Origin of the sequence: Agrobacterium sp. rho-13.3, assembly GCF_033957765.2 — a bacterium.
Taxonomy (GTDB): domain Bacteria; phylum Pseudomonadota; class Alphaproteobacteria; order Rhizobiales; family Rhizobiaceae; genus Agrobacterium.
Genome location: NZ_CP192774.1, coordinates 265,777 through 287,999 on the forward strand (window position 1 = coordinate 265,777; position 22,223 = coordinate 287,999).

Annotated in this window: 16 protein-coding genes; 8 read left to right on the forward strand and 8 right to left on the reverse strand. The window is 56.4% G+C overall.

Translation table 11 applies throughout. The features are described 5' to 3' along the window. Window positions 1-109: 109 nt before the first annotated feature. From pgl to RMR16_RS01260, 4 genes are all read right to left on the reverse strand, one after another. Window positions 110-808 (reverse strand): 6-phosphogluconolactonase, encoded by a 699-nt coding sequence (gene pgl, locus RMR16_RS01245; protein ID WP_320200894.1) that lies wholly within the window; start codon window positions 806-808, stop codon window positions 110-112. Between the two features lie 12 nt (window positions 809-820). Continuing rightward, window positions 821-2,296 (reverse strand): glucose-6-phosphate dehydrogenase, encoded by a 1,476-nt coding sequence (gene zwf / locus RMR16_RS01250; protein ID WP_320200893.1) that lies wholly within the window; start codon window positions 2,294-2,296, stop codon window positions 821-823. 155 nt (window positions 2,297-2,451) lie between these two features. After that, entirely contained in the window at window positions 2,452-3,738 is a 1,287-nt protein-coding gene (locus RMR16_RS01255; protein ID WP_320200892.1) for an NAD(P)/FAD-dependent oxidoreductase, read from the reverse strand. 10 nt (window positions 3,739-3,748) lie between these two features. Further along, entirely contained in the window at window positions 3,749-5,185 is a 1,437-nt protein-coding gene (locus RMR16_RS01260) for a glutamine synthetase family protein (RefSeq protein ID WP_320200891.1), read from the reverse strand. Between the two features lie 129 nt (window positions 5,186-5,314). Between RMR16_RS01260 and RMR16_RS01265 the strand changes: the two genes are divergently transcribed. Both RMR16_RS01265 and RMR16_RS01270 read left to right on the forward strand, forming a co-directional pair. Further along, the gene (locus RMR16_RS01265; protein ID WP_320200890.1) at window positions 5,315-6,499 is read left to right on the forward strand and encodes an NAD(P)/FAD-dependent oxidoreductase; all 1,185 of its coding nucleotides are present in this window, start codon (window positions 5,315-5,317) and stop codon (window positions 6,497-6,499) included. A 141-nt stretch (window positions 6,500-6,640) separates the two neighbouring features. After that, on the forward strand, window positions 6,641-6,772 hold the full coding sequence (locus tag RMR16_RS01270) for a hypothetical protein (protein WP_320200889.1): 132 nt from the start codon (window positions 6,641-6,643) through the stop codon (window positions 6,770-6,772). Between the two features lie 56 nt (window positions 6,773-6,828). Here the strand turns inward: RMR16_RS01270 and RMR16_RS01275 are convergent, their stop codons facing one another. Together RMR16_RS01275 and aceA are read right to left on the reverse strand one after the other, a co-directional pair. Then, window positions 6,829-7,074 carry an SMc00767 family acetate metabolism repressor gene (locus RMR16_RS01275; RefSeq protein ID WP_320200888.1) on the reverse strand — a complete coding sequence of 82 codons (246 nt, stop codon included), beginning with the start codon at window positions 7,072-7,074 and terminating at the stop codon, window positions 6,829-6,831. 89 nt (window positions 7,075-7,163) lie between these two features. Further along, a complete protein-coding gene (gene aceA / locus RMR16_RS01280; RefSeq protein WP_320200887.1) occupies window positions 7,164-8,453 on the reverse strand; it encodes an isocitrate lyase in 1,290 nt (429 codons plus the stop codon). Window positions 8,454-8,691: 238 nt separating this feature from the next. Here aceA and RMR16_RS01285 point away from each other — a divergent pair, with 238 nt between their 5' ends. The 6 genes from RMR16_RS01285 to RMR16_RS01310 all read left to right on the forward strand — a co-directional run bounded on the left by RMR16_RS01285 (window position 8,692) and on the right by RMR16_RS01310 (window position 16,286). Further along, complete coding sequence (locus RMR16_RS01285; protein WP_320200886.1) at window positions 8,692-10,110, forward strand: helix-turn-helix domain-containing protein; 1,419 nt, start codon at window positions 8,692-8,694, stop codon at window positions 10,108-10,110. Between the two features lie 134 nt (window positions 10,111-10,244). Further along, entirely contained in the window at window positions 10,245-11,342 is a 1,098-nt protein-coding gene (locus RMR16_RS01290; RefSeq protein WP_320200885.1) for a polyamine ABC transporter substrate-binding protein, read from the forward strand. 80 nt (window positions 11,343-11,422) lie between these two features. Next, window positions 11,423-12,580 carry an ABC transporter ATP-binding protein gene (locus tag RMR16_RS01295; RefSeq protein WP_320200884.1) on the forward strand — a complete coding sequence of 386 codons (1,158 nt, stop codon included), beginning with the start codon at window positions 11,423-11,425 and terminating at the stop codon, window positions 12,578-12,580. Window positions 12,581-12,592: 12 nt separating this feature from the next. After that, window positions 12,593-13,501: an ABC transporter permease gene (locus RMR16_RS01300; RefSeq protein WP_320200883.1), complete on the forward strand. Its 909-nt coding sequence runs from the start codon at window positions 12,593-12,595 to the stop codon at window positions 13,499-13,501. 3 nt (window positions 13,502-13,504) lie between these two features. Beyond that, window positions 13,505-14,317 carry an ABC transporter permease gene (locus RMR16_RS01305; protein WP_320200882.1) on the forward strand — a complete coding sequence of 271 codons (813 nt, stop codon included), beginning with the start codon at window positions 13,505-13,507 and terminating at the stop codon, window positions 14,315-14,317. 28 nt (window positions 14,318-14,345) lie between these two features. Then, window positions 14,346-16,286: an acetoacetate--CoA ligase gene (locus RMR16_RS01310; RefSeq protein ID WP_320200881.1), complete on the forward strand. Its 1,941-nt coding sequence runs from the start codon at window positions 14,346-14,348 to the stop codon at window positions 16,284-16,286. A 269-nt stretch (window positions 16,287-16,555) separates the two neighbouring features. On the opposite strand, the gene RMR16_RS01315 is transcribed toward RMR16_RS01310, so the two are convergent. Next, window positions 16,556-18,130: an ABC transporter permease gene (locus RMR16_RS01315; RefSeq protein ID WP_320200987.1), complete on the reverse strand. Its 1,575-nt coding sequence runs from the start codon at window positions 18,128-18,130 to the stop codon at window positions 16,556-16,558. 163 nt (window positions 18,131-18,293) lie between these two features. Continuing rightward, on the reverse strand, window positions 18,294-21,908 hold the full coding sequence (locus RMR16_RS01320; protein WP_320200880.1) for an ATP-binding protein: 3,615 nt from the start codon (window positions 21,906-21,908) through the stop codon (window positions 18,294-18,296). Window positions 21,909-22,223: the final 315 nt, after the last annotated feature.

Genomic DNA, 22,223 nt, shown 5'->3' on the forward strand with positions numbered 1-22,223 from the left:
TTCATCCTGTCCTTCTATTGAACGTCGGCCGCCGTTCGGGAACATCGGGGCCGACGATCATGTTGCTGTTAAAGCACTCAGCAAAATCTCCATCGCAAAGCGGGAGAGGTTAAGGTGCCCAGTAAATATTCACCTGCGAATCCGCCCGGTTCAGCACCGCGCGCACGGGCATGTCTTCCTCGTCCAGATCGGCCTGCGCCTTTTCGAGCGTCTCTTTCTTGGCCGCACCTTCGATGTGCAGCACCAGAAAAACTGCATCGTGAAGGGCTGAAAGATTGAACGTCAGCCTGTCTTCACCCGCTGTTTCGGCAACCATCGGCAAAACCGCACGCGGCTCATCAAGGTCGAGCGCTTCTTCGAGGTTATCGCCGCCGGGGAAGAACGAGGCCGTATGGCCGTCCGTTCCCATGCCGAGAATAACCACGTCGAACGGATCGCAGATCGCTTCGGTCTTGACGGTCGCCAGCGTGGCCGCATCGTCTACCGCCGCGAAAGGCTGGTAAAGAGGCACGAAATACGCGTCCTTTGCAGCATTTTGCAGCAGATTATCAGCCACCAGCTTGTGGTTCGAGCGGTCATTATCCGCTGGTACGAACCGTTCGTCCACCAGCGTCACGCTGATGTTTTTCCAGTCCAGCTCATGTTTTGAAAGCGCCTGAAAAAACACCTTCGGTGTGGAACCGCCAGAAACGGCAATGCTTGCCGTTCCGCGTTCCGCAACCGCGCTGCTCAAACGCTCGGCTACATCCGTTGCCAGCTTTTCCGCCAGTTCCGGGCCATTTGTGAAGACATGCATCTGTGCGTCCATCTGCATTTCTCCTCAGTCAGCTTCGTGCCAGGTGCGCCCATCACGTTCAATCAGTGCAATCGCGCCGCTCGGACCCCATGTGCCAGAGGTATAACCCTGAACGTTCTGCCCCACGGTTTCCCAGCTTTTCAGGATAGGATCGACCCACTTCCATGCGGCTTCCACTTCATCGCGGCGCATGAACAGCGTCTGATTGGAGCGGATGGTGTCCATCAACAGGCGTTCATAGGCATCCGGGCTACGCACGGCAAACGCCTGCGCAAAGCTCATATCCAGCGACACCTGACGAAGACGCATTCCGCCCGGACCTGGATCCTTGATGAGAAGCGATTGTTTGACGCCTTCATCCGGTTGCAGGCGAATGACCAGCTTGTTGGCTTCAACCTTGCCCGCCGCATCATCGAAAATCGAATGCGGAATTTGTTTGAAGGTCACGACGATTTCCGAAACGCGGGTCGCGAGGCGCTTGCCTGTGCGAATGTAGAAAGGCACGCCTGCCCAGCGCCAGTTGGCGATTTCTGCCTTGATGGCAACGAAGGTTTCTGTGTTGGAAACGCCGCCTTCCAGCTCTTCCAGATAACCCTTGACCGGCCCACCCGCAGAAGCGCCAGCACGGTACTGACCGCGAACGGTGTTCTTCTCGACATTGCTGTCGTTGATCGGCTTCAAGGCGCGCAGCACCTTAAGCTTTTCATCGCGCACCGCTTCTGCATTCATGGAAGATGGAGGTTCCATGGCAACGAGGCACAAAAGCTGGAGAATATGGTTCTGCACCATATCGCGCAGCGCACCGGCTTTGTCGTAATATCCAGCGCGGCCTTCGAGGCCAACGGATTCAGCAACGGTAATCTGTACATGGTCGATATGCGCGGAGTTCCACAACGGCTCATAAAGCGCGTTGGCGAAGCGCAGAACCATCAAGTTCTGCACGGTTTCCTTGCCGAGATAGTGGTCGATACGGAATATCTGCTCTTCCTTGAAGACGTTGCCCAGCGTGTCGTTGAGCTCCAGCGCAGACGCCAGATCGCGGCCAATCGGCTTTTCCACGACGATACGCGTGGATTTGGTGATCAGCTTGTGGTCGCGAATCTTGAAGGCGATATCGCCGAAAATGCCAGGGGCAACGGCCAGATAAAAGGCGCGGATGCGGTCCTTGCCTTCGTCCAGCAGCTTCTTGAGCTGATCCCAACCACCGTCGGACTTTGCATCGACCGGAATATAAAACAGACGGGCGCAGAATGTCGCGACCTGCGCATCGTCATATTCGCCGGCCTTCAAGTGTTCCTTGAGGGCATCCTGCGCGAATTTGCGGTACTCGTCATGGGTCATTACCGAACGGGAAGCACCAATAATGCGCGTTGGTTCGGACAACTGGTTTTCCACCTGACGGTGATAAAGTGCTGGCAAAAGCTTGCGCTCTGCCAGATCGCCAGTGCCGCCGAAGACGACGCAATCGAAGGGCTCGACTGGAATGATTTGACTGCTCATACCGATTCTCTCGATCTTTAGGTGTTGGAGGCATCCATAATCTAATCGATTTAAAAATGCCAGACTTGTTGTGCGAAATTATGATTTTTGCTGATAAGGCATTGTTTCTGCTCTGTTAGAGCATGTTTTATAAGCATTTACTTTGCCTGCCTCAATCAGAACCTGTCACGCAATGCGTACCATGAAAGCGCCAGAAACAGCAGCGGTGCGCGTAACGTTGCTCCACCCGGAAAGGACGGTATATCCAGCGAGGAAAACTGCTCAAGTGCATTTTCCTTGTTGATGACCATTTCCGCATAAAGCTTACCGCAATAATTGGACAGCATCACGCCATGGCCGGAATATCCGCCGATGGACAGGACGCCCGGCATGACTTCACGCACGAAGGGTTGCCGGTTCAACGTTATGCCGACGGAGCCACCCCAGGCATGGGTCATTTCGATGTTCTGCAAGGCCGGATAGATTTCGGCAATCTGCTTGCGGATATGCTTGGAAATGTCGCGTGGCGAATCCGCCGTGTAGGCCTCGCGGCCGCCAAACAGCAGGCGGTTATCCGGCGTCTTGCGGAAATAACGCACCACGAAACGACTGTCCGCAACGGCTTCTTTTCCGGGAATGATGGCCGGAAAATCGTCCAACGGCATGGTTGCGCCGATGAAGGAGCGGATGGGCATGACGTGGGCTGCCGTCACCGGCTCCAGATTGCCGATATAGGCATTGGTCGCAATCAACACGCGATTGGCGGTGATGGTACCGGATGACGTCTCGATCAGCGTCTTGCCGCTGGTCTGTTTGATCGATGTCGCAGGCGTCATTTCAAAGATGTGCGCACCCGCATCCCGCGCTGCCTTGGCCAGCCCGATGATGAGCTTTAGCGGATGAATATGGCCGGTGCCGGTATCACGAACGCCGAAATGATAATGGTCGGAGCCAAGCCGTTCCGCCGTTTCGGCCTTCTCCATAAAAGAGACTTGGCTATAACCGTAGCGGCTGGTCATGGCCTCGACGCTTTTGCGGTAGTCCTTCTCGTAACTCTGTTTGTGCAGGACGTTCAGTTGTCCGGGCAGAAAATCCATGTCGATGGCGTGTTCACGGGCAAAGTCCAGCACGTAGTGCTTTGCACTTTCCGCAATATCGAACAGCGCTTTTGAATGCTCAAAGCCGATGTCCTTTTCCAGATCATCCGGCCATGCCCGCTGGCCGGTGCCGAACTGCCCGCCATTGCGGCCAGACGCACCGTCTCCGAAACGATATCCCTCGATGAGCGTCACGGATACGCCGGCCTTGGCCAGAGTGTATGCGGCTTGCAGCCCGGTGAAGCCGCCGCCGATAATGGCGACATCCACCGTGCGTGAACCATCCATCGCCGGATATTGCGGCCTTGCCCCAACACTGTCCTGATACCAGGAAATGCCCGGCGCTATCGGGCTTTGCCATGTCATGCGCGGTTCCTCATACGTTCAGCAGCAGGAATTCCCGTTCCCACGGGCTGATAACCTGCATGAAAGTCTCGAACTCGCCGCGCTTCAGGCCCGAGTAAAGACCCACGAATTCGGTGCCAAATACCCGCGCAAGTTCCGGTTCGCCTTCCAGCAGAGCCACAGCTTCCAGCAAACCGCGTGGCAGTTCGATGGAGCCTTCGTTTGCGGTTTCATAGGTTGGTTCGGTCGGTTCGATATTGTTCATGATGCCGAGCCAGCCGCAGGCCAGTGAGGCTGCGATGGCAAGGTAAGGGTTGGCATCGGAACTGGGCAGGCGGTTTTCAACGCGTCGAGCAGACGGGCCGGAAATCGGCACGCGGAACGCGGTGGTCCGGTTGTCATAACCCCAGGCATTGTTGACCGGGCAAGCCATGTCCGGCGTCAGGCGACGATAGGAATTGACGTAAGGCGCTAGCATCACCAGCGCATTCGGCACATAACGCTGCATACCGCCCACAAAGGAGAAGAACTCCTTGGAAGGGCTGCCATCCTTGTTGGAAAACACATTCGCCCCGGTTTCGATATCCACGACCGACTGGTGAATGTGCATGGCCGAACCCGGCATGCCCTGCATGGGCTTTGCCATAAAGGTGGCATAGATGCCATGCTTCAGCGCCGCTTCGCGAATGGTGCGTTTGAACAGGAAAACCTGATCGGCAAGCTCGATCGGATCGCCATGGCGCAGGTTGATTTCAAGCTGGGCCGGACCTTCCTCGTGAATGAGGGTGTCGATCTCAAGACCCTGCTTTTCCGAGAAATGATAAATATCGTCGATCAACTCGTCGAATTCGTTAATGCCGGCAATCGAATAGCTTTGCCCACCGACGATGGACCGACCGGAACGACCCTTTGGCGGGTGCAGCGGGTAATCCGGGTCATCATTCATGGCAACGAGATAGAACTCGATTTCTGGTGCTACGACCGGCTTCCAGCCCTTTTCCTTGTAGAGATCAAGCACGTTTCTCAAAACGTTGCGCGGCGTATAGGGAACGAATGCGCCTTCCTGATCCACCACATCGCAGATGACTTGCGCAGTGGGATCGCTTTCCCAAGGCACGACGCAGAGCGTGGAAAGGTCTGGAACCAGCTTCAGATCGCTATCGCGCGGCTCATACCGGAAGTTCGCGGTCTCATCGGGATATTCGCCAGAAATCGTGTGGCGATAAAGCGCAGACGGCAGGGCAAGCGACGTGTCGCCCGTGAACTTCGAGGTCGGCATCATCTTGCCGCGTGGAACGCCTGCAAGGTCGGGGGTAATGCACTCAATATCCTCGATGCCGCGTGCTTTCAGCCATTGTGCCGCCTCCCGCCAGGAGGAGCAGCCGCGTGTCGAAGAAACGTCTACGGGAATCTTTTTTGCCATGTTTGCCGGTTTTTTCGGACGGAGCATGGTTTTCTTGGGGGACATAAATCACCGGGTGTGTGTTGCGAATGGGGCCATCATAAACAGACTTTGATAATTGGCGAGAGGGGAAAGCGCCATTGACAACGAGCCTGACTTCGAAAAGAGGAAGTGTACGGAAACTAGGGATATTCCATGACGGAAAAATGTAATGTGCTGATATTGGGCGCAGGGGCGGCAGGAATGATGTGCGCCATCCGCGCCGGTCAGCGTGGGCGTTCCGTCATCGTGGTGGATCATGCCAAGGCACCAGGCGAGAAAATCCGCATTTCCGGCGGTGGGCGCTGCAACTTTACCAATGTCCATGCCGGGCCGAAGAACTACCTGTCCAGCAATCCACATTTCGCCAAATCGGCTTTGGCGCGCTACACGCCGAAGGATTTCATCGCCCTTGTCGAAAAATACCGCATCGCATTTCATGAAAAAGCGCTGGGTCAGCTTTTCTGCGACGACAGCGCCAAGGACATCATTCGCCTGCTGCTGGAGGAGATGAAGGCCGTCGGCGCCAAATTGAAACTCTCCACGGACATCTCCACGGTGGAGCCCATTCCAACCGGCGGTTATCGCGTTACGACCTCGGCGGGTGTCATTGAAGCGGAAAGCCTCGTCATCGCCACAGGTGGGAAATCCATTCCAAAAATGGGCGCGACTGGTTTTGCCTATCGCATCGCCGAGCAATTCGGCCTGCCCATCGTGGAAACGCGGCCCGGTCTCGTGCCGCTGACGCTGGAGCCGACGCAGCTGGAAAAGATCGCCCCTCTCTCCGGCGTCGCCGTGCCTGCCGAGCTTTCGCATGGCAAAACGTCCTTCCGTGAAGCGCTGCTTTTCACCCATCGCGGCCTGAGCGGCCCCTCCATCCTGCAAATCTCGTCCTATTGGCGCGAGGGCGATAGCATCCGCCTGAAGCTCGAGCCTGATCTGGATATTGTCGAGCATCTCAAAGCGGCCAAAAAGACGAATGGCCGGCAATCCGCACAAACAGCACTTGGCGAGATTTTGCCAAAGCGATTGGCGCAGCATATCGTTGAGCAATCCGGCATCTCGAGCCATCTGGCCGATCTCTCCGACAAGGCACTCACGGCACTCGCCGCAGCCGTCCAGGACTGGCAGATCAAACCGTCCGGCTCTGAAGGCTATCGCACCGCAGAGGTGACCTTGGGCGGCGTCGATACCACCCATCTCGATTCCAAATCGATGCAGGCCAAAAACGTGCCGGGCCTTTATTTCGTCGGCGAATGCGTGGACGTGACCGGCTGGCTTGGCGGCTATAATTTCCAGTGGGCATGGGCATCCGGTCACGCCTGCGGAGAATCTGCGTAAAGCACCAATCTCTTAAGGCCTTGTTAAGAGACGTGGAGTCATGCTGACCGAATGCCAGCACAACGAAAGTTGTCACATGATGTCCCGCTGGACGCCGGAACCCGGCATCGAACGGTTATGTTTCTCGTCAGGAAGCCGCTCATGATGATGTCCAGAAAACGCGCCAGTGCCGTCGCTATCGCCCGCACCGCGAATGACAATGCCCTTTATGCCTTCCGCCTGAGCCTGATTTCGGCTGGCGCTCTTGCTGCTTTCCTCGTGCTGTGGTTCTGATCTCGCCGATCAGGTCAGTAAACCAGACGGCATAACCGTCCGGCTTGAGACTGCGATCATGCAGCTGCCTTGCCCTGCGCGACAATAACCGGGATCATCAAGTCTCCCCAGTTGCCGTCTCCGCCGTGGTGGCGGGCGGAGCGAACGAGTTCGACCGACACGCCTGCTTCAACCGCATTCATGACCGCTTGATTGAGGCGGTGCAGATCATTGGCCAGCATGCGGATGGCGCTTTGCTGTTCCTGCGTCATGGCAGAGGATTGTTCCTCGGTGCGTTCTCTTACTCTCGAAATCGAAGCCATTGTTTTTCCTCCGTTCAATGGATTGGAAGTTTTTGTTTGCCGCATGTCGTTATCGCAAAACCGCTGCGCACTTTTGCGCGACATGCTCGTTACTCCGCAGCAGGGCGGAACTGGTCGTGTTCGGTCGATTCTTTCATGGCCGTGGTCGATGACGTGCCGCCGGAAATGGCGACGGAAACCGCATCGAAATAGCCGGTGCCGACTTCGCGCTGATGTTTGGTTGCGGTGTACCCGTTGATTTCGGCTGCGAATTCCGCTTCCTGAAGTTCCGAATAGGCGGCCATCTGCCGGTCCTTATACCCACGTGCCAGTTCGAACATGCCGTAGTTGAGTTGGTGGAACCCGGCAAGTGTGATGAACTGGAACTTGTAGCCCATGGCACCTAGCTCGCGCTGGAACTTGGCAATGGTCGCGTCATCCAGATGTTTTTTCCAGTTGAAGGATGGCGAGCAGTTGTAAGCCAGCTTCTTGCCGGGATGCACCTTATGCACGCCTTCCGCAAACCTGCGCGCCTGCTCCAGATCCGGCTTGGATGTCTCGCACCAGATGAGATCGCAATAGGGCGCGTAAGCATTGGCGCGGGCGATGCAGGGTTCCAGCCCGTTTTTGACCTGATAAAAACCCTCGACCGTGCGGCCTGCCTCATAATCCACAAACGGCTGATCGCGCTCGTCGATGTCTGAGGTCAAAAGCTTGGCGGCTTCAGCATCGGTGCGGGCGATGACCAGCGTGGGTGTGCCCATGACGTCTGCTGCAAGACGTGCCGCCGTCAGATTGCGGATATGCGCCGCTGTCGGGATCAGAACCTTGCCGCCCAGATGGCCGCACTTCTTTTCAGACGCCAACTGGTCCTCATAATGAACGCCCGCAGCACCTGCCTCGATAAAGGCTTTCATGATTTCAAAGGCGTTGAGCGGGCCTCCGAAACCGGCCTCCGCATCCGCAACGATGGGCGCAAACCACGTATCGACGGACAGGCCATTGCCTTCGGCAGTTTCGATCTGGTCAGCGCGCTGCAACGTCTTGTTGATGCGCTTTGCCAGTTCCGGAGCGGCGTTGGCGGGATAAAGCGACTGGTCCGGGTACATGGCCGAGGCGGTGTTGGCATCTGCCGCAACCTGCCAGCCGGAAAGGTAGATCGCCTTCAGTCCAGCGCGTACCATCTGCATGGCCTGATTGCCGGAAAGAGCGCCAAGCGCATTGATGTAGCTCTCCTCATTGATGAGTTGCCACAGCCGGTTCGCGCCCATTTCCGCCAGCGAATGGCGGATTTCCACAGAGCCACGCAGTTTCTGCACGTCTGCCGCCGTATAGGTGCGCTGAACGCCATCGAAACGGCCTTGTGGTGCGCCGGGAACCAGTTTGTAAAAATCAGTCACATCTCTCTCCCTTGTGTGATCTGGAAACAATTGGCTTTTCTTCACTCCATCGAAAAGCGCAATCTCATGTCACTAAATTTACAGTTTATGGTTCGGATGCGCCATAGAAAAAGGAAAATCAGTGACTTGAAAGAGGTTAGGCTGTATGGTCTTTGACAGTGTGGATTTGTAAAAATGTAAATTTTGTAAAAGCAGAAGCACAGGACATCTGTGTTAATTTTGTCAAAGGGAGGTGGATTTGGCAGAAAGCAAGATTTTTGCGGGGCCGCGTGTTCGGCGCGTGCGCAACGGGCTGGGGCTAACGCAGACGGCTATGGCCGATGCTTTGTCGATCTCGCCGTCCTATCTCAATCTGATTGAGCGCAACCAGCGTCCGCTGACGGTTCAGTTGCTGCTGAAACTGGCGTCGGTTTATAAGGTCGATCTGGATGACTTGCAGGGCGAAAGCAATGGTGTTGCCAGCGAGTTGCGCGAGGTCTTCGCAGACCCGCTGCTGGCCGGTGAAGTGCCGCCGGGCCACGAGCTTGTAGACGTGGCGGAAGTCGCACCGAATGCGGCAAGCGGCATTGCCAAGCTTTACCGCGCCTATAAAGAACAGGCGCAGCGGCTGAGCGATCTTTCCGACCTTTTGGCGCGGGAGGGGCACCAGACCACGTTGTCCGCAGCGCGTCTGCCGATTGACGAGGTGCGGGAAGTCTTCGAGCGCAGACCTGCATATTTTGCGCAGCTGGATGCGGCAGCAGAAGCCTTCCATGCCAAGCTGGCACCGGGAGATGATCTGGCTGGTGCGCTGAGAGGTTGGCTTCAGAAAAATCACGGCATCGTCGTGCGCTCCATGCCGGTCCACGCCATGCCCAACCTGCGCAGGCGATACGACCGGCATTCCATGCGGTTGTTCCTGTCCGAGCGCCTGTCGCAGCAGGACCAGTTGCGGGAAATGGCGATGGAGGCCTGTCTTCTGGCGCTGACGGAGGAAATCGGCGCCGAGCTGCAAGACCTTGCACTGTCCAGTGAAGAAGCAAAACGCATCGCCCGTTTCGAGCTTGCACGATACGCCGCACATGCCGTGATGATGCCCTATGCGGCCTACCTTTCTGCGGCGCAGCGCGCCCGTTACGACATCGATATTATCCGTGGGCGCTTCAACGTGTCCTTTGAACAGGCGGCAAACCGCCTCGTGACACTGACGCGCCCCGGTGCCGCTGGCATCCCCTTCTTTTTGATGGAGATAGACAATGCCGGAAATCGTTTTCGCAAGAGCGGTACGCTGGGCTTTCCGCAAGCGCGCTTTGGCGGGCTCTGTCCCAAGCTGAATGTTCATGCCGCTTTTTCTCAACCCGGACATGTTTTTGTCGAGCAGGTCGAAATGCCGGATGGCGGCGCGTATCTGACGCTCGCGCGCACGCTGGAAGGTCCACAGGCCGGTTTCGCGGAGCGCATCCGTCGCACGGCTGTCATGGTTGCCTGCGAAACCTCGCACGCGAAGGAGACAGTTTACGGTGATGTGATCGGTGTGAGAGCCGCAAGCATCGCCATCGGCCCATCCTGTCGGCTGTGTGAGAGGCAGGGCTGTCTGTCGCGAGCAGAGGCACCTTTGACGCGTCCGCTGGGTCTGGATGAAATGGTAACGGGGCTTAGCGTTTTCGATTTTCAATAAAGGTCGTGAACACAATTGTTTGAAACTGACTTTGCAAACATTTCCTGCTTGCCGCCGCAACTTTTCCTTTCTAGTCTCTGCCAAAACAAGGGGTTCACGCGCTTTTCCCACTGCGCGTCAAAACAGGAGATATCATGAAGTATCGTTCGCTTCGTTTCAGTCTGGCCGTTGTTACTGCGGCTTTGGCTGCTGGCACCGCTTTTGCGCAGGAAAAGGTCGTCCACGTTTATAACTGGTCCGACTATATCGATCCCGTCCTTCTGGAAGAATTCACCAAGGAAACCGGCATTAAGGTTGTTTACGACGTCTACGACGGCAACGAGGTGCTTGAGACCAAATTGCTGGCCGGCAATTCCGGTTATGATGTGGTCGCACCCACGTCGCCGTTCCTGGCGCGGCAAATTCAGGCGGGTGTTTACCAGAAGTTGGATAAATCCAAGCTGCCGAACCTCAAGAACATGTGGCCTGAGATCACCGAGCGCCTGTCCAAGTATGACCCCGGCAACGAATATGCCGTCAACTATATGTGGGGCACCACGGGCATTGGCTATAACGTCGCCAAGATCAAGGCCGCTCTGGGCGATGTGCCGGTCGATAGCTGGGACATTCTGTTCAAGCCAGAAAACGCAGAGAAGCTGAAATCCTGCGGCATCAACATTCTCGACGCGTCCGACGAAACCTTCGCCATTGCCATGAACTATCTTGGCAAGAACCCGGACAGCAAGGAAACTGCCGATCTGGAAGCGGGCGGTGAGGTTTATCAGAAAATCCGTCCTTCTGTGAAAACCTTCAACTCGTCTGCCTATATCGATGAGCTTGCCAATGGCGATAGCTGCATCACCATCGGCTGGTCGGGTGATATTCTTCAGGCCAAAACCCGTGCTGAAGAGGCCAAGAACGGCGTCGAAGTTAACTATGTCATCCCCAAGGAAGGCACTTACATCTGGATGGATTCCTTCGCCATTCCGGCGGATGCCAAGAATGTCGAGGAGGCACATGCCTTCATCAATTTCATGATGAAGCCTGACGTGGCCGCCAAGGCTTCCGACTATGTGCAATACGCCAACGGCAATCTGGCGTCGCAATCGGTGATGGACGAGGCTGTTGTCAAGAATCCGGGTGTTTATCCAGCGCCTGAGACAATGAAGAAGCTCTTCACCATTTCGCCTTACGGGCCAAAAGAACAGCGCGTTCTGAACCGCGTCTGGACCCAGATAAAAACGGGCAGCTGACCGGGCTTTTAAAAAGGGGCAGTTGGAAACTTCTGCCCCTTTCTCGTTCAGCTCTATAAGAAAAGAAGATGGGGTAGTACATGGCGAAATCTCTGGGTCCGGTAAAACGCAAATTCTCACCATGGACTGAGCCAGATTCGGTTCCATTCATCCGCTTCGAGAATGTCACCAAGAGATTTGGCGATTTCGTCGCCGTCGATAATCTGACACTGGATATTTACGAGCGGGAATTCTTCTCCCTGCTCGGTCCTTCCGGCTGCGGCAAGACCACGCTGATGCGGATGCTGGCCGGTTTCGAAGAGCCGACAAGCGGGCGTATACTCTTGCAGGGCAAGGACATTTCCGGGGTGCCGCCCTATAAGCGCCCCACCAATATGATGTTCCAGTCCTATGCGCTTTTTCCGCACATGTCGGTGGAAAAGAACATTGCCTTCGGTCTGGAGCAGGACAACTTGCCCAAAGCCGATATCAACAGCCGCGTTGAAGAAATGCTGCGTCTGGTGAAGCTTTCCGAATTTGCCAAACGCAAACCCAGCCAGCTGTCCGGTGGCCAGCGGCAGCGCGTGGCGCTGGCCCGTTCTCTGGCAAAGCGCCCCAAAGTGCTGCTGCTGGATGAGCCTCTGGGCGCGCTGGACAAGAAGCTGCGCGAGGAAACCCAGTTCGAACTGATGGACCTGCAACAGACGCTGGGCCTGACGTTCCTGATCGTAACGCACGATCAGGAAGAAGCGATGACAGTGTCAGACCGCATCGCAGTCATGGACAAAGGCATCGTCATGCAGGTGGCGACACCCGCCGAAATCTATGAAGCGCCGAACAGCCGATATGTGGCGGACTTTATCGGCGACATCAACATTTTCGATGCAGATGTGAAAGCTAACAGCCCCGGCGAAGGCAAGCCCGCAACCGTGCTGCTAGATTGCGAAGGCCTAGCCGTAACCGTGGAACAGGATTGCGCCGCCGTTGCCGGCAACAAGGTGGCCTTTGCGGTGAGGCCTGAGAAGGTTCGCATTTCGCTCGATCCACCTGCGGACACATCGATCAATGTTGGTCACGGTGAGGTCTGGGATATCGGTTATCTCGGCGATTTTTCGATTTTTATCGTCAAGCTGGATGATGGCCGTATCATGCGGGCCGCTCAAGCCAATGTCTCTCGCCTTGTCGACCGGCCAATCACCTTCGGGGATATGGTCTGGTTGAATTGGAAAGCCGATTCCGGTCTGGTCCTCACACGATAGAAGGAGAAAGCCGTGGCAATATCCTCTCCTGAAAACCGCCAAAGCCCGATGCGATGGCTGGTCGTTGCTGTACCCTACCTTTGGCTGGCGCTGTTCTTTGCGGCACCATTTTTCATCATCGTTAAAATCTCGCTGTCGGACAGTGCCATCGCCATGCCGCCTTATGTGCCGGTGTTCGAAGGCTTCAGCCGCATTGGCGAATTTTTCTCGCAACTCGATTTCGAGAACTATCTCTTCCTCACCAAAGACCCGCTTTATGTGAAGGCCTATCTGTCCTCGCTACGGATCGCACTGATCTCCACGGTCCTGTTGTTGCTGATCGGTTATCCCATGGCACTTGCCATGGCGCGTGCGCCCAGCACCATTCGGCCGATGCTGGTGATGCTGGTTGTGCTGCCCTTCTGGACGTCCTTCCTCATCCGCGTTTATGCGTGGATTGGTATTCTGAAGCCGGAAGGGTTGTTGACCGTACTGTTTCAGACCATCGGCCTTTTGGGGCCGGATGAGCAGGTGAATATTTTCCGCACGGAGACCTCCGTTTTCATCGGCATGGTTTATTCCTACCTGCCCTTCATGGTGCTGCCGCTTTATGCTGCGCTGGAAAAGCTGGACAATACACTGCTGGAAGCCGCTGCCGATCTCGGTTGCCCGCCGTGGAAAGCCTTCTGGAAAATCACCTTCCCGTTGTCTCTTCCAGGCGTCATTGCCGGATCGATGATCTGCTTCATTCCGATTACCGGCGAATTCGTCATTCCAGATTTGCTGGGCGGCGCGCAAACGCTGATGATCGGCAAAACGCTGTGGACTGAGTTTTTTGGCAACCGCGATTGGCCGCTGGCATCTGCCGTGGCCGTGCTGTTGCTGATCCTGCTCGTCGTTCCCATCGCCATCTTCCAGAACCAGCAAAAGAAGGTGGGGTAAGCCATGAAACGCGGCAAATTCGACACCACCATTCTCACCCTCTGCTTTGCCTTCCTCTATATTCCGATCATCATTCTGGTGGTCTATTCATTCAATGCCTCCAAACTGGTCACGGTCTGGGGCGGCTTTTCTCTGCAATGGTACAAGTCCATGTGGTCCAATCAGGGCCTGATGGACGCGGCATGGATCACGGTGCGTGTTGCACTTCTCAGCGCAACCATCGGCACCATTCTCGGCACCTTGGCAGCTTTGTCGCTCACGCGGTTTACCCGCTTTCCGGGCCGCATTCTGTTTTCCGGCATGATCTATGCGCCTTTGGTCATGCCGGAAGTCATCACCGGCCTGTCGCTTCTGCTGCTCTTCGTGTCCATTGGTGTGGATCGCGGCTTCTGGACGGTGGTAATTGCCCATACCACCTTCACCATGTGCTACGTGGCCATCGTCGTGCAATCACGCCTGCTGACGTTTGATCGCAGTCTGGAAGAAGCAGCCCTTGATCTGGGTTGCCCACCGGTCAAAACCTTCTTCCGCATCACCCTGCCACTCATTTTGCCCGCCGTCGTTGCGGGTTGGATGCTGGCGTTCTCGCTGTCGCTGGATGATTTGGTCATCGCCAGCTTCACCACAGGACCGGGTGCCACGACCTTGCCGATCAAGATTTACTCGCAGGTGCGCCTTGGCGTGACACCTGAGATCAACGCCATCTGCACCATTCTCATCGCCATGGTCACGGTCGGCGTCATCTGCGCATCGATCGCCTCGAAGCGAACCGAGCTTCAGCGGATGCGTGATGAACACGCCGCTGCGAAAGGTTGATCGAACGCGGGGCAGGGAGGAGGCACCGATGGACGATACGAAACCGCTGTGGGCTCCCTCTGCCGAGCGCATCGCCAACTCGCCCATGACGCAGTTCATGCGCTGGTGCGCTGAACGTTACGATGTGGCCTTTGAAAACTACGATTCGTTTCACCGGTGGTCGGTGGACGAACGGGAAAGCTTCTGGAGCGCAGTCTGGACCTATTGCAACGTCAAAGGCACCCAGGGTGAAAGGGTGCTGGTTGATGGCGATGACATGCTGGCCGCCCGTTTCTTCCCCGAGGCTGAACTCAACTTCGCAGAAAATCTTCTGGTCCGAACGGGGCCGGAAGACGCTCTGATCTTTCGCGGTGAAGACAAGGTGCAGGATCGCTGGTCGTGGGACAGGCTGCGCGATGAGGTTTCCCGTCTGCAACAAGCGTTCCGCAAGTCGGGCATTCAACCCGGTGATCGCATCGCGGCGATGATGCCGAATATGCCGCAGACCATCGCGCTGATGCTGGCGGCAACGTCACTCGGCGCGGTCTGGTCTTCCTGTTCACCGGATTTCGGAGAGCAGGGTGTGCTGGATCGTTTTGGCCAGATCGAACCGAGGGTTTTCATTTCCTGCGATGCCTATTGGTACAATGGCAAAAAGCAAGATGTGACGCAGAAGGCGCGGGCGGTTGCCGACAAACTCGGCATTTCCCTGTTGCTGGTGCCCTATGCCGGTAATATCGTTGCAGCGGATGGTGCTGTCTCTTATGACGATTTCATCAAGCCATTCGAGCCGCAAGAACTGTATTATACGCGCCTGCCGTTTGCGCATCCGCTCTACATTCTCTTTTCGTCCGGCACCACCGGCGTTCCCAAATGCATCGTGCATTCTGCCGGTGGCACGCTGCTGCAACATCTAAAAGAACACCGTTTTCATTGTGAACTGGAGGAGGGTGAAAAGCTCTTTTACTTCACCACCTGTGGCTGGATGATGTGGAACTGGCTGGTCAGCGGTCTGGCATCGGGTGCCACGCTCTGCCTTTACGATGGTTCACCCTTCGCACCGGATGGCAATGTGCTGTTCGATTATGCCGCACAGGAAGGGTTTGCGATTTTCGGCACATCGGCAAAATATATCGATGCCGTGAGAAAAGCCGGTCTAACGCCAGCCAACAGCCATGATCTATCAGCCTTGCGCTTGATAACCTCCACCGGATCGCCACTCTCGCCGGAGGGCTTCTCGTTTGTCTACGACGGCATCAAAAGCGACGTGCAACTCGCGTCCATTTCCGGCGGCACGGACATCGTTTCCTGCTTTGTCTTGGGCAATCCCGTCAAACCCGTCTGGCGCGGTGAAATTCAGGGGCCGGGTCTCGGCCTTGCCGTCGAAATCTGGAACGATGAAGGCAAGCCCGTTGGCGGTGAAAAAGGCGAACTTGTCTGCACAAAAGCCTTCCCCTGCCAGCCGGTGATGTTCTGGAATGACCCGGACGGAGAGAAATACCACGCCGCTTATTTTGAGCGCTTCGAAAACATATGGTGTCATGGCGATTTTGCCGAATGGACCGCGCATGGTGGCCTCATCATTCATGGGCGGTCGGACGCAACCCTCAACCCCGGTGGTGTGCGCATCGGAACGGCGGAAATCTACAATCAGGTTGAGAAGATGCACGAGGTGCTGGAAGCGCTGTGCATCGGCCAGGATTGGGACGATGATGTCCGGGTGGTGCTGTTCGTGAGACTTGCCGAAGGTGTCGTCTTGGATGACACGTTGATTGCCGCCATCAAAAGCCGTATCCGCACCGGCGCTTCACCACGCCACGTCCCGGCGAAAATCGTTGCGGTCGCCGATATTCCACGCACCAAATCCGGCAAGATCGTCGAACTGGCCGTTCGTGAGGTCGTCCACGGGCGTCCGGTCAAGAACAGGGAAGCGCTGGCCAACCCGGAAGCCTTAGCGCTTTTTCAGACTATAGCCGCCCTGAAAAGCTGACCTATATCGGGACGCTGCTGCGGCATCGCCCCCAATCCCTGTGCCATTATGTGCAGATCGCTGCATCGAATTAGGATTTATTGCCCCTAAATGGTCTAGCTCGCTTTTAACACTTTTTTAAACCGCGCCGTTCAAATGTAAATCCAACGTGGGTGCACTCAATGAGAGGGTTGCAGGGCCGTTGGCCCACAGACATGATGTTATTTTATTCCTTGCTCTCGTTATAAGCACAAACTTTCAAGGCAGCCTCGGCTGCCTTTTCTTTTGCGTCATTTTTGCCGGTCGAGAGACAGAGAGACAAGAATGACCGGAACCAGCCCTGCCGAGATGATGATCAGTGCGGGAATGGAGGCATCCTGCACGCGGGAGCGGGATGCGCTCTCGTAAACCAGTGTGGCCAGCGTGTTGAAGTTAAACGGCCGCAACAGGATGGTTGCCGGAAGTTCTTTCAGCGATTCAATGAAAACCAGCAGCGCCGCGGTAATCGCCGCCGGGCGTATGTTCGGCAATAGCACATGTATCAATGTCTGGGAGCGGGTGCGCCCGAGAGTTCTTGCCGCCATGTCGATGTGCGGGGAAAGTTTCTGGAAACCCGCATCAATCGTGCCTTCAGCAAGCGTCATGAAGCGGACGCTGTGGGCGTAGATGATGGCGAAGGCCGTTCCCGATAGCAAAAGTCCGGTGGAATAGTTGAGGTGAGACCGCAAAAAACCATCCAGCGCATTATCGAAGCCCGCCAGCGGAAGCAGAACGCCGATGGCAAGCACCGTGCCCGGAATGCCGTAACCGAGTGAGCCGATGCGGCTTGCCGAGCGTGCGACAGGTGATGTGTTGACGCGCTGCACATAAGCGAAGATGAAGCCGCAGATGAGTGTGATGAATGCTGCGGAAACAGACACTTCCAGACTGTGTCCGAGTGCCTTGAGGAGTTTGGGATCTGCCAGTGCACCAAGCCGCTTGGCGGCATAGCTGCCCAGAACAAGTACGGGGATGGCGAAGCCTAACATCACCGGCAGGCAGCAGAAAACTGTGGCCACCCAGCCATGGCTTAAGGATAGTTTTTGCAATCCGAAGCGCTGCGCCATCGCCGTGGATTTGGCTGCGCTAAAACGTTGCTGGCTGCGCGCTCTTCGCTCGGTCATGATGAGTGCTGCAACGACAATCACCAGAACGGATGCGATCTGCGTTGCGCCTGCGAGGTTGCCGCGATTAAGCCAGGTTTCATAAATCGCAAAGGTTAGCGTGCGGACGCCGAGATATTCGACGGCGCCGATATCGTTCAGCGTTTCCATCATCACCAATGCCAGACCGATGATGATGGCGGGCCGTGCCATGGGCAATTGCACGGACAGAAAAATCCGCAGCGGCCCAGCACCCAGCGTCCGTGCCGCTTCCGTGGCGAACCGACCTTGCAAGCCGAAAGCTGCCCGCGCTGACAGATAGACATAGGGGTAAAGAACCGAACTCAACACCAGCACGGCACCGCCAAGCGAACGGATATCTGGAAACCAGTAATCGCGAATGTTTTGGTATCCGAAGACGGCACGAACGGCACTTTGCACCGGCCCGGTAAAATCCAGAAATTCACCGAAGGCATAGGCCGCAATATAAGATGGAATTGCCAGCGGCAATACGAGCGCAAAGGACAGCAGACGGCGCAGGGGAAACTGGAAGGCGCTGACCAGCCAAGCCGTTACGATACCGAAAAACGCTGTCGTCACCCCGGTCATGACCAGAAGCGCCAAAGTCTGCCCGCCTGCACGCGGCAAGACATTCACCAGCAGATGCCGCCAGCCTTCCGTTCCGCCCGTTGCAGCGATGGAGAAAATGGCGATCAGCGGCATGGCGACCATGGCCGCGAGGACCAAAGCGCCGATTGAAAGCCCCGATGGCAAAAATCGCAGCGGCGATGTACGCGCGTTCATATGATGGGCTGGCTGCAATGCTGTTATCCTTCTGCCACCGGCACAGGCCGATGGCGCAACACATTGCTAATCCCGGACGTGCTCAGTTCGCAAGTACGCGCTGAGACGGAAAGCTGATTTCCACCAGCGTTCCTTCATTGGGCGTCGAAGTGATGGAGAAATTCGCACGGTTCGCGTCCACCATCGCCTTCGTCAAAGGCAGGCCAAGCCCCGTTCCATCCCCGCGCACACGGCTTGAGGAGGCGGACACCTGCCGGAACGGCTTCATGGCCTGCTCCAGCTCGGAACGGGTCATGCCGATGCCGGTATCGCGAATACGCAGGACCACGCTGCCATTGGTTTCATAGGCCGTGGACACCACGATCTGCCCGCCAGACGGTGTGAACTTGATGGCATTCGACAGAATGTTGAGCATGATCTGCTTGATCGAGCGAAGATCGGCAACGATCTGCGGTACGGACTGCGAGAGTGCAGTACGGATGATGACACGCTGGTTGTTCGCCTGTGGCTGCACGATCGAAACCGCCTCCGCGATCGTGTCGTTCAAGGCAACGGCCTTGAAATCCACATCCATCTGCCCGGCTTCAATCTTGGAAATATCCAGGAGATCGTTGACGATATCCAGAACATGGCGGCCCGAGCGGACGATATCATTGGAATATTCGATATAACGCTGATTGCCGATTGGTCCGAAATGTTCCGTTGCCATCAGGTCGGCAAAGCCGATGATCGCGTTCAAAGGCGTGCGAATTTCATGGCTGACGCGTGCCAGAAAGTCCGTCTTGTGGGCGTTGGCGGTTTCGGCGGCGCGCTTGGCGTTGCGCAAATCTTCTTCGGTCCGCTTCCACTGGGTGATGTCACGAATAACGGCACAATAGCCATTGGAGGATTTCAGCTTGCCTATTGTCATGAACAGAGGCAGGAACCCGCCGGATGCCTCGCGGCCAATAACCTCGCGGCCATCGTTCAGCACGCTTGCCACGCCATTGTTCGCAAGGCCGGACAAATAATCCAGCACGGCGCGCTGGCTTTCATGCGCAAACAGCGTCACGAACGGCTTGCCAGAAATCTCGTCATTGTCATAGTTGAACAGCGCGTTTGCAGACCGGTTCAGCGAACGGATGTGGCCGTCATCACCCAACAAAACGATGCCGTCGGTTGCTGTTTCCAGAATGGAATGCAACTCTTCGACTTCGCCTTTCAGGATGGTCACGTCTGCATCCGGCGCGGTCTGTACCAGTTCCGCCGGGGCATTTTCATTGGCGGGCAGGGGGCTTGTGGTTTTTTCGTCCGTCGGGATCAGCGAAAGCATCAGCGCGCTGGCATCGTCCCAACGCACAGATTGCAGCCGCGCCTTGACCGGGATCAGATCATTGTCGGCACTGACCGCGACCATGCCACCCGAACGTTCCGCGACAGCTTCAAGCTCATCACGCTGAAGCAGTGCATCAAGACCGCCAACCTCTGAGAGTTCGTTGAGAGTATCGTACCCCGTCAGCCGCAGGAATTCCGTGTTCGCATGGATCAGACTGTCGCCGCTGTGGATCAGCAGCGCAATCGGCATCTGGTCCACGGTGTCCGCCGTCAAAGATGCGGTGGTACGAACGGGAATGAACGTGTCAGCCGCTGGTCCGGAAAGGGCTTCCTGTTCCGTTGCACGCGCATATGTCTGCGGCAGCACGAAATGAACCGGCTCATCGCCGCGTGTATAGTCAGCAAAGTCGTCGTCATCGTCCGTGTCCGGAGCGGTTGGTTGAGCGTCCAAAACGGCAGGTTCATCTGTCTCTGACACCGGCTCAGTGACGACTTCAGGTTCAGGTGTCGGCGCAACGTCGGGCACGTTCGCCAGCACTGTTTCTTCCAGTTGCTCTGGTTCGGAAACATCTGCGACTTCAGGCTTCAGCACACGTGCAATCTCGCGGAAAGCGTCTTGTTCGCTGGCGCTCAGCTCATCGCGGCTTCTGCTGCGGCGCTCTTCAAATTGCACCACCTTGTCGGAATAACGCCGATTGGGTGTTTCGACAATTTTCAGAGCCGGAACTTCGCTTGCGGGCGGCATGTAGCTGCGCGGCGCTTCGGACGTCTCGGGCTCGGCAATATCGTCTTCCGGCGTTTCCGCAAGGGCAAGCTCTGCCTGCTCATCGTTTTCCGGCAGTGCGAACAGCGTTTCATCGTCAACTGCTGCAACGTCGACGGTGTCAACACCATCGTCGTCCACACCATTTTCATCGATTGTTTCGCCAATCAACGACAGGCCAACCGCGTTCGGGTCTTCCACCGCATCGGCAAGGCGCACGATGCCGAAACCACGGAAACCATCGAATTCGCGAGAGCGTGTATAGGTGGGCAAGGCTGCCAGATCGATCGGAACGGCCAGCGACGTGCCTTCCACCGGCCAGTAGATCGTCTTGCCGGACCAGGTATCGCGACGGTTCAAAAGTTCGGTGATCTTGCCGTCCGGGTCCAGATTGAACAGCGCGGCAAGATCGCTAAAGCTCATGCCCTCGACATTCGCCGCCTGCGGGCCGACCGCATCGGCGAACTCATGCGAAATGGAGCTGAAGCGGCCATTGGCATCGATCTTCCAGACAAAACGGGATGCCCGTCCATTGCGATTGAACTGGAAGGGAGCCATTTCTTCCGGCTGAACTGGATCGGCTGCGGATCCCTCAGTCGGTTCTTCCGGCTCGGAACCATGCTCCGCCAACAGGGGAAGTTCAGGCTCGGAAACTTCTGGTTCATGAGCAACGATGATTTCAGCCGGTTCTTCCACAGTCGGCTCATCGTCTTGCAACACGATCTCATCAGGTTCGGCCACGGAAGCATCCTCTGCGCTTACCGCCGGTGCAACCTGTTCCAGTTCGTCAGTTTCTTCTTGAGGCTCTGGCACATCCTCGATGTCGGCAACGGCATCCAGCACTTCGGCAAAGTCCTGGCTCGGGGCAACGCCCACATTCACCGCGGGAACGGCGGTTTCTGCTGGCTTCGGAGCCTCTTGCACATCGCCAAAGTCAGACGGATCAAGCCTGCCGATCACCGTTTCGACAACAAAAAGAAGATTGAGTTCAGGCTCTTTGGACATCTGCCCGGTGGCGGCGGGAAGATAGCCCTTGCCTGTGGGCACAGGCCGCTTCACCAGCTTGCCGGGTTGGTTGGACGCCATGGAAATCAGCGTGCGTGTCGTCAGCGGCGTAACGCCGAGAGCCGCAAAGCGTGGGGATGCCGCCACAACCTTGCTGTCTGCATCCAGCACAGCCATGTGGATATCAGGATCGTCAAAGCCCTCGATCATCCGGCGGGCGCGCTCTTCCAAGGAAGGAGTGGCCTGATCAACCGGTGCAGAAAACAGAACCGCCTGCTGGCCCGCTTCAACCTCGATGATTTCAGCCGTTGCATTCACCGATACGCTTTTGAAGCCCGAGTGAATGCGGATCATAAAGTGCTGGCGGTCGCCGGTGTTGACCAACCGTGCAGCGGTGGCTGCAAACTGGCGGAAGGTCACATCCTGCCGCTTTGGCCCGCGCTCCAGAAAGTCATAGATCAGCGGCGTTCCGAACAGGGTTGCTCCGCGACCATTGGCCCAAAGGGGGCTTTGCAGGTCCGTCGAGAACAAAGCCATGGCTTCCCCGCGACCGAAATGCTCCCGCACACGCTCATGCACTGCAATGTCTATAAATGGATATTGTACGGCGGGCATGGGAAACCTATTCTGGCACGACCTGACCTTTACAACCGCACGACCTCATCATGAGGCACCATACAGCCTGCATCGGCTTGATGTTAACAGAATCTTAAATAACTTCACAGCGCGGATCGGTCCATCATTTGCTGCGGGAATTGCCAATTACAGTTAATATGCAGACCATAGGTAAGCGTTGGTCAGCGCGGTTGATTTTGTGGTGCGCGGTCTCGTTTTGCAATCGCCTACGGCTGTTTGCGACACGCAATCCCATGGTTTTTGTTCGCGCCAATCCCGTCATCCATAAACGGACTTGCTTTCCCAAGCTTTTTT

Bases quoted from the DNA above. Each gene is read 5' to 3' on its own strand.
- RMR16_RS01270 (WP_320200889.1), top strand. From the start codon at position 6,641: ATGATGATGTCCAGAAAACGCGCCAGTGCCGTCGCTATCGCCCGCACC.
- RMR16_RS01275 (WP_320200888.1), bottom strand. From the start codon at position 7,074: ATGGCTTCGATTTCGAGAGTAAGAGAACGCACCGAGGAACAATCCTCT.
- RMR16_RS01320 (WP_320200880.1), bottom strand. From the start codon at position 21,908: ATGCCCGCCGTACAATATCCATTTATAGACATTGCAGTGCATGAGCGT.
- RMR16_RS01315 (WP_320200987.1), bottom strand. From the start codon at position 18,130: ATGCCGCTGATCGCCATTTTCTCCATCGCTGCAACGGGCGGAACGGAA.
- RMR16_RS01290 (WP_320200885.1), top strand. From the start codon at position 10,245: ATGAAGTATCGTTCGCTTCGTTTCAGTCTGGCCGTTGTTACTGCGGCT.
- zwf (WP_320200893.1), bottom strand. From the start codon at position 2,296: ATGAGCAGTCAAATCATTCCAGTCGAGCCCTTCGATTGCGTCGTCTTC.
- RMR16_RS01305 (WP_320200882.1), top strand. From the start codon at position 13,505: ATGAAACGCGGCAAATTCGACACCACCATTCTCACCCTCTGCTTTGCC.
- RMR16_RS01255 (WP_320200892.1), bottom strand. From the start codon at position 3,738: ATGACATGGCAAAGCCCGATAGCGCCGGGCATTTCCTGGTATCAGGAC.
- RMR16_RS01265 (WP_320200890.1), top strand. From the start codon at position 5,315: ATGACGGAAAAATGTAATGTGCTGATATTGGGCGCAGGGGCGGCAGGA.
- RMR16_RS01260 (WP_320200891.1), bottom strand. From the start codon at position 5,185: ATGTCCCCCAAGAAAACCATGCTCCGTCCGAAAAAACCGGCAAACATG.
- RMR16_RS01295 (WP_320200884.1), top strand. From the start codon at position 11,423: ATGGCGAAATCTCTGGGTCCGGTAAAACGCAAATTCTCACCATGGACT.
- RMR16_RS01310 (WP_320200881.1), top strand. From the start codon at position 14,346: ATGGACGATACGAAACCGCTGTGGGCTCCCTCTGCCGAGCGCATCGCC.
- pgl (WP_320200894.1), bottom strand. From the start codon at position 808: ATGGACGCACAGATGCATGTCTTCACAAATGGCCCGGAACTGGCGGAA.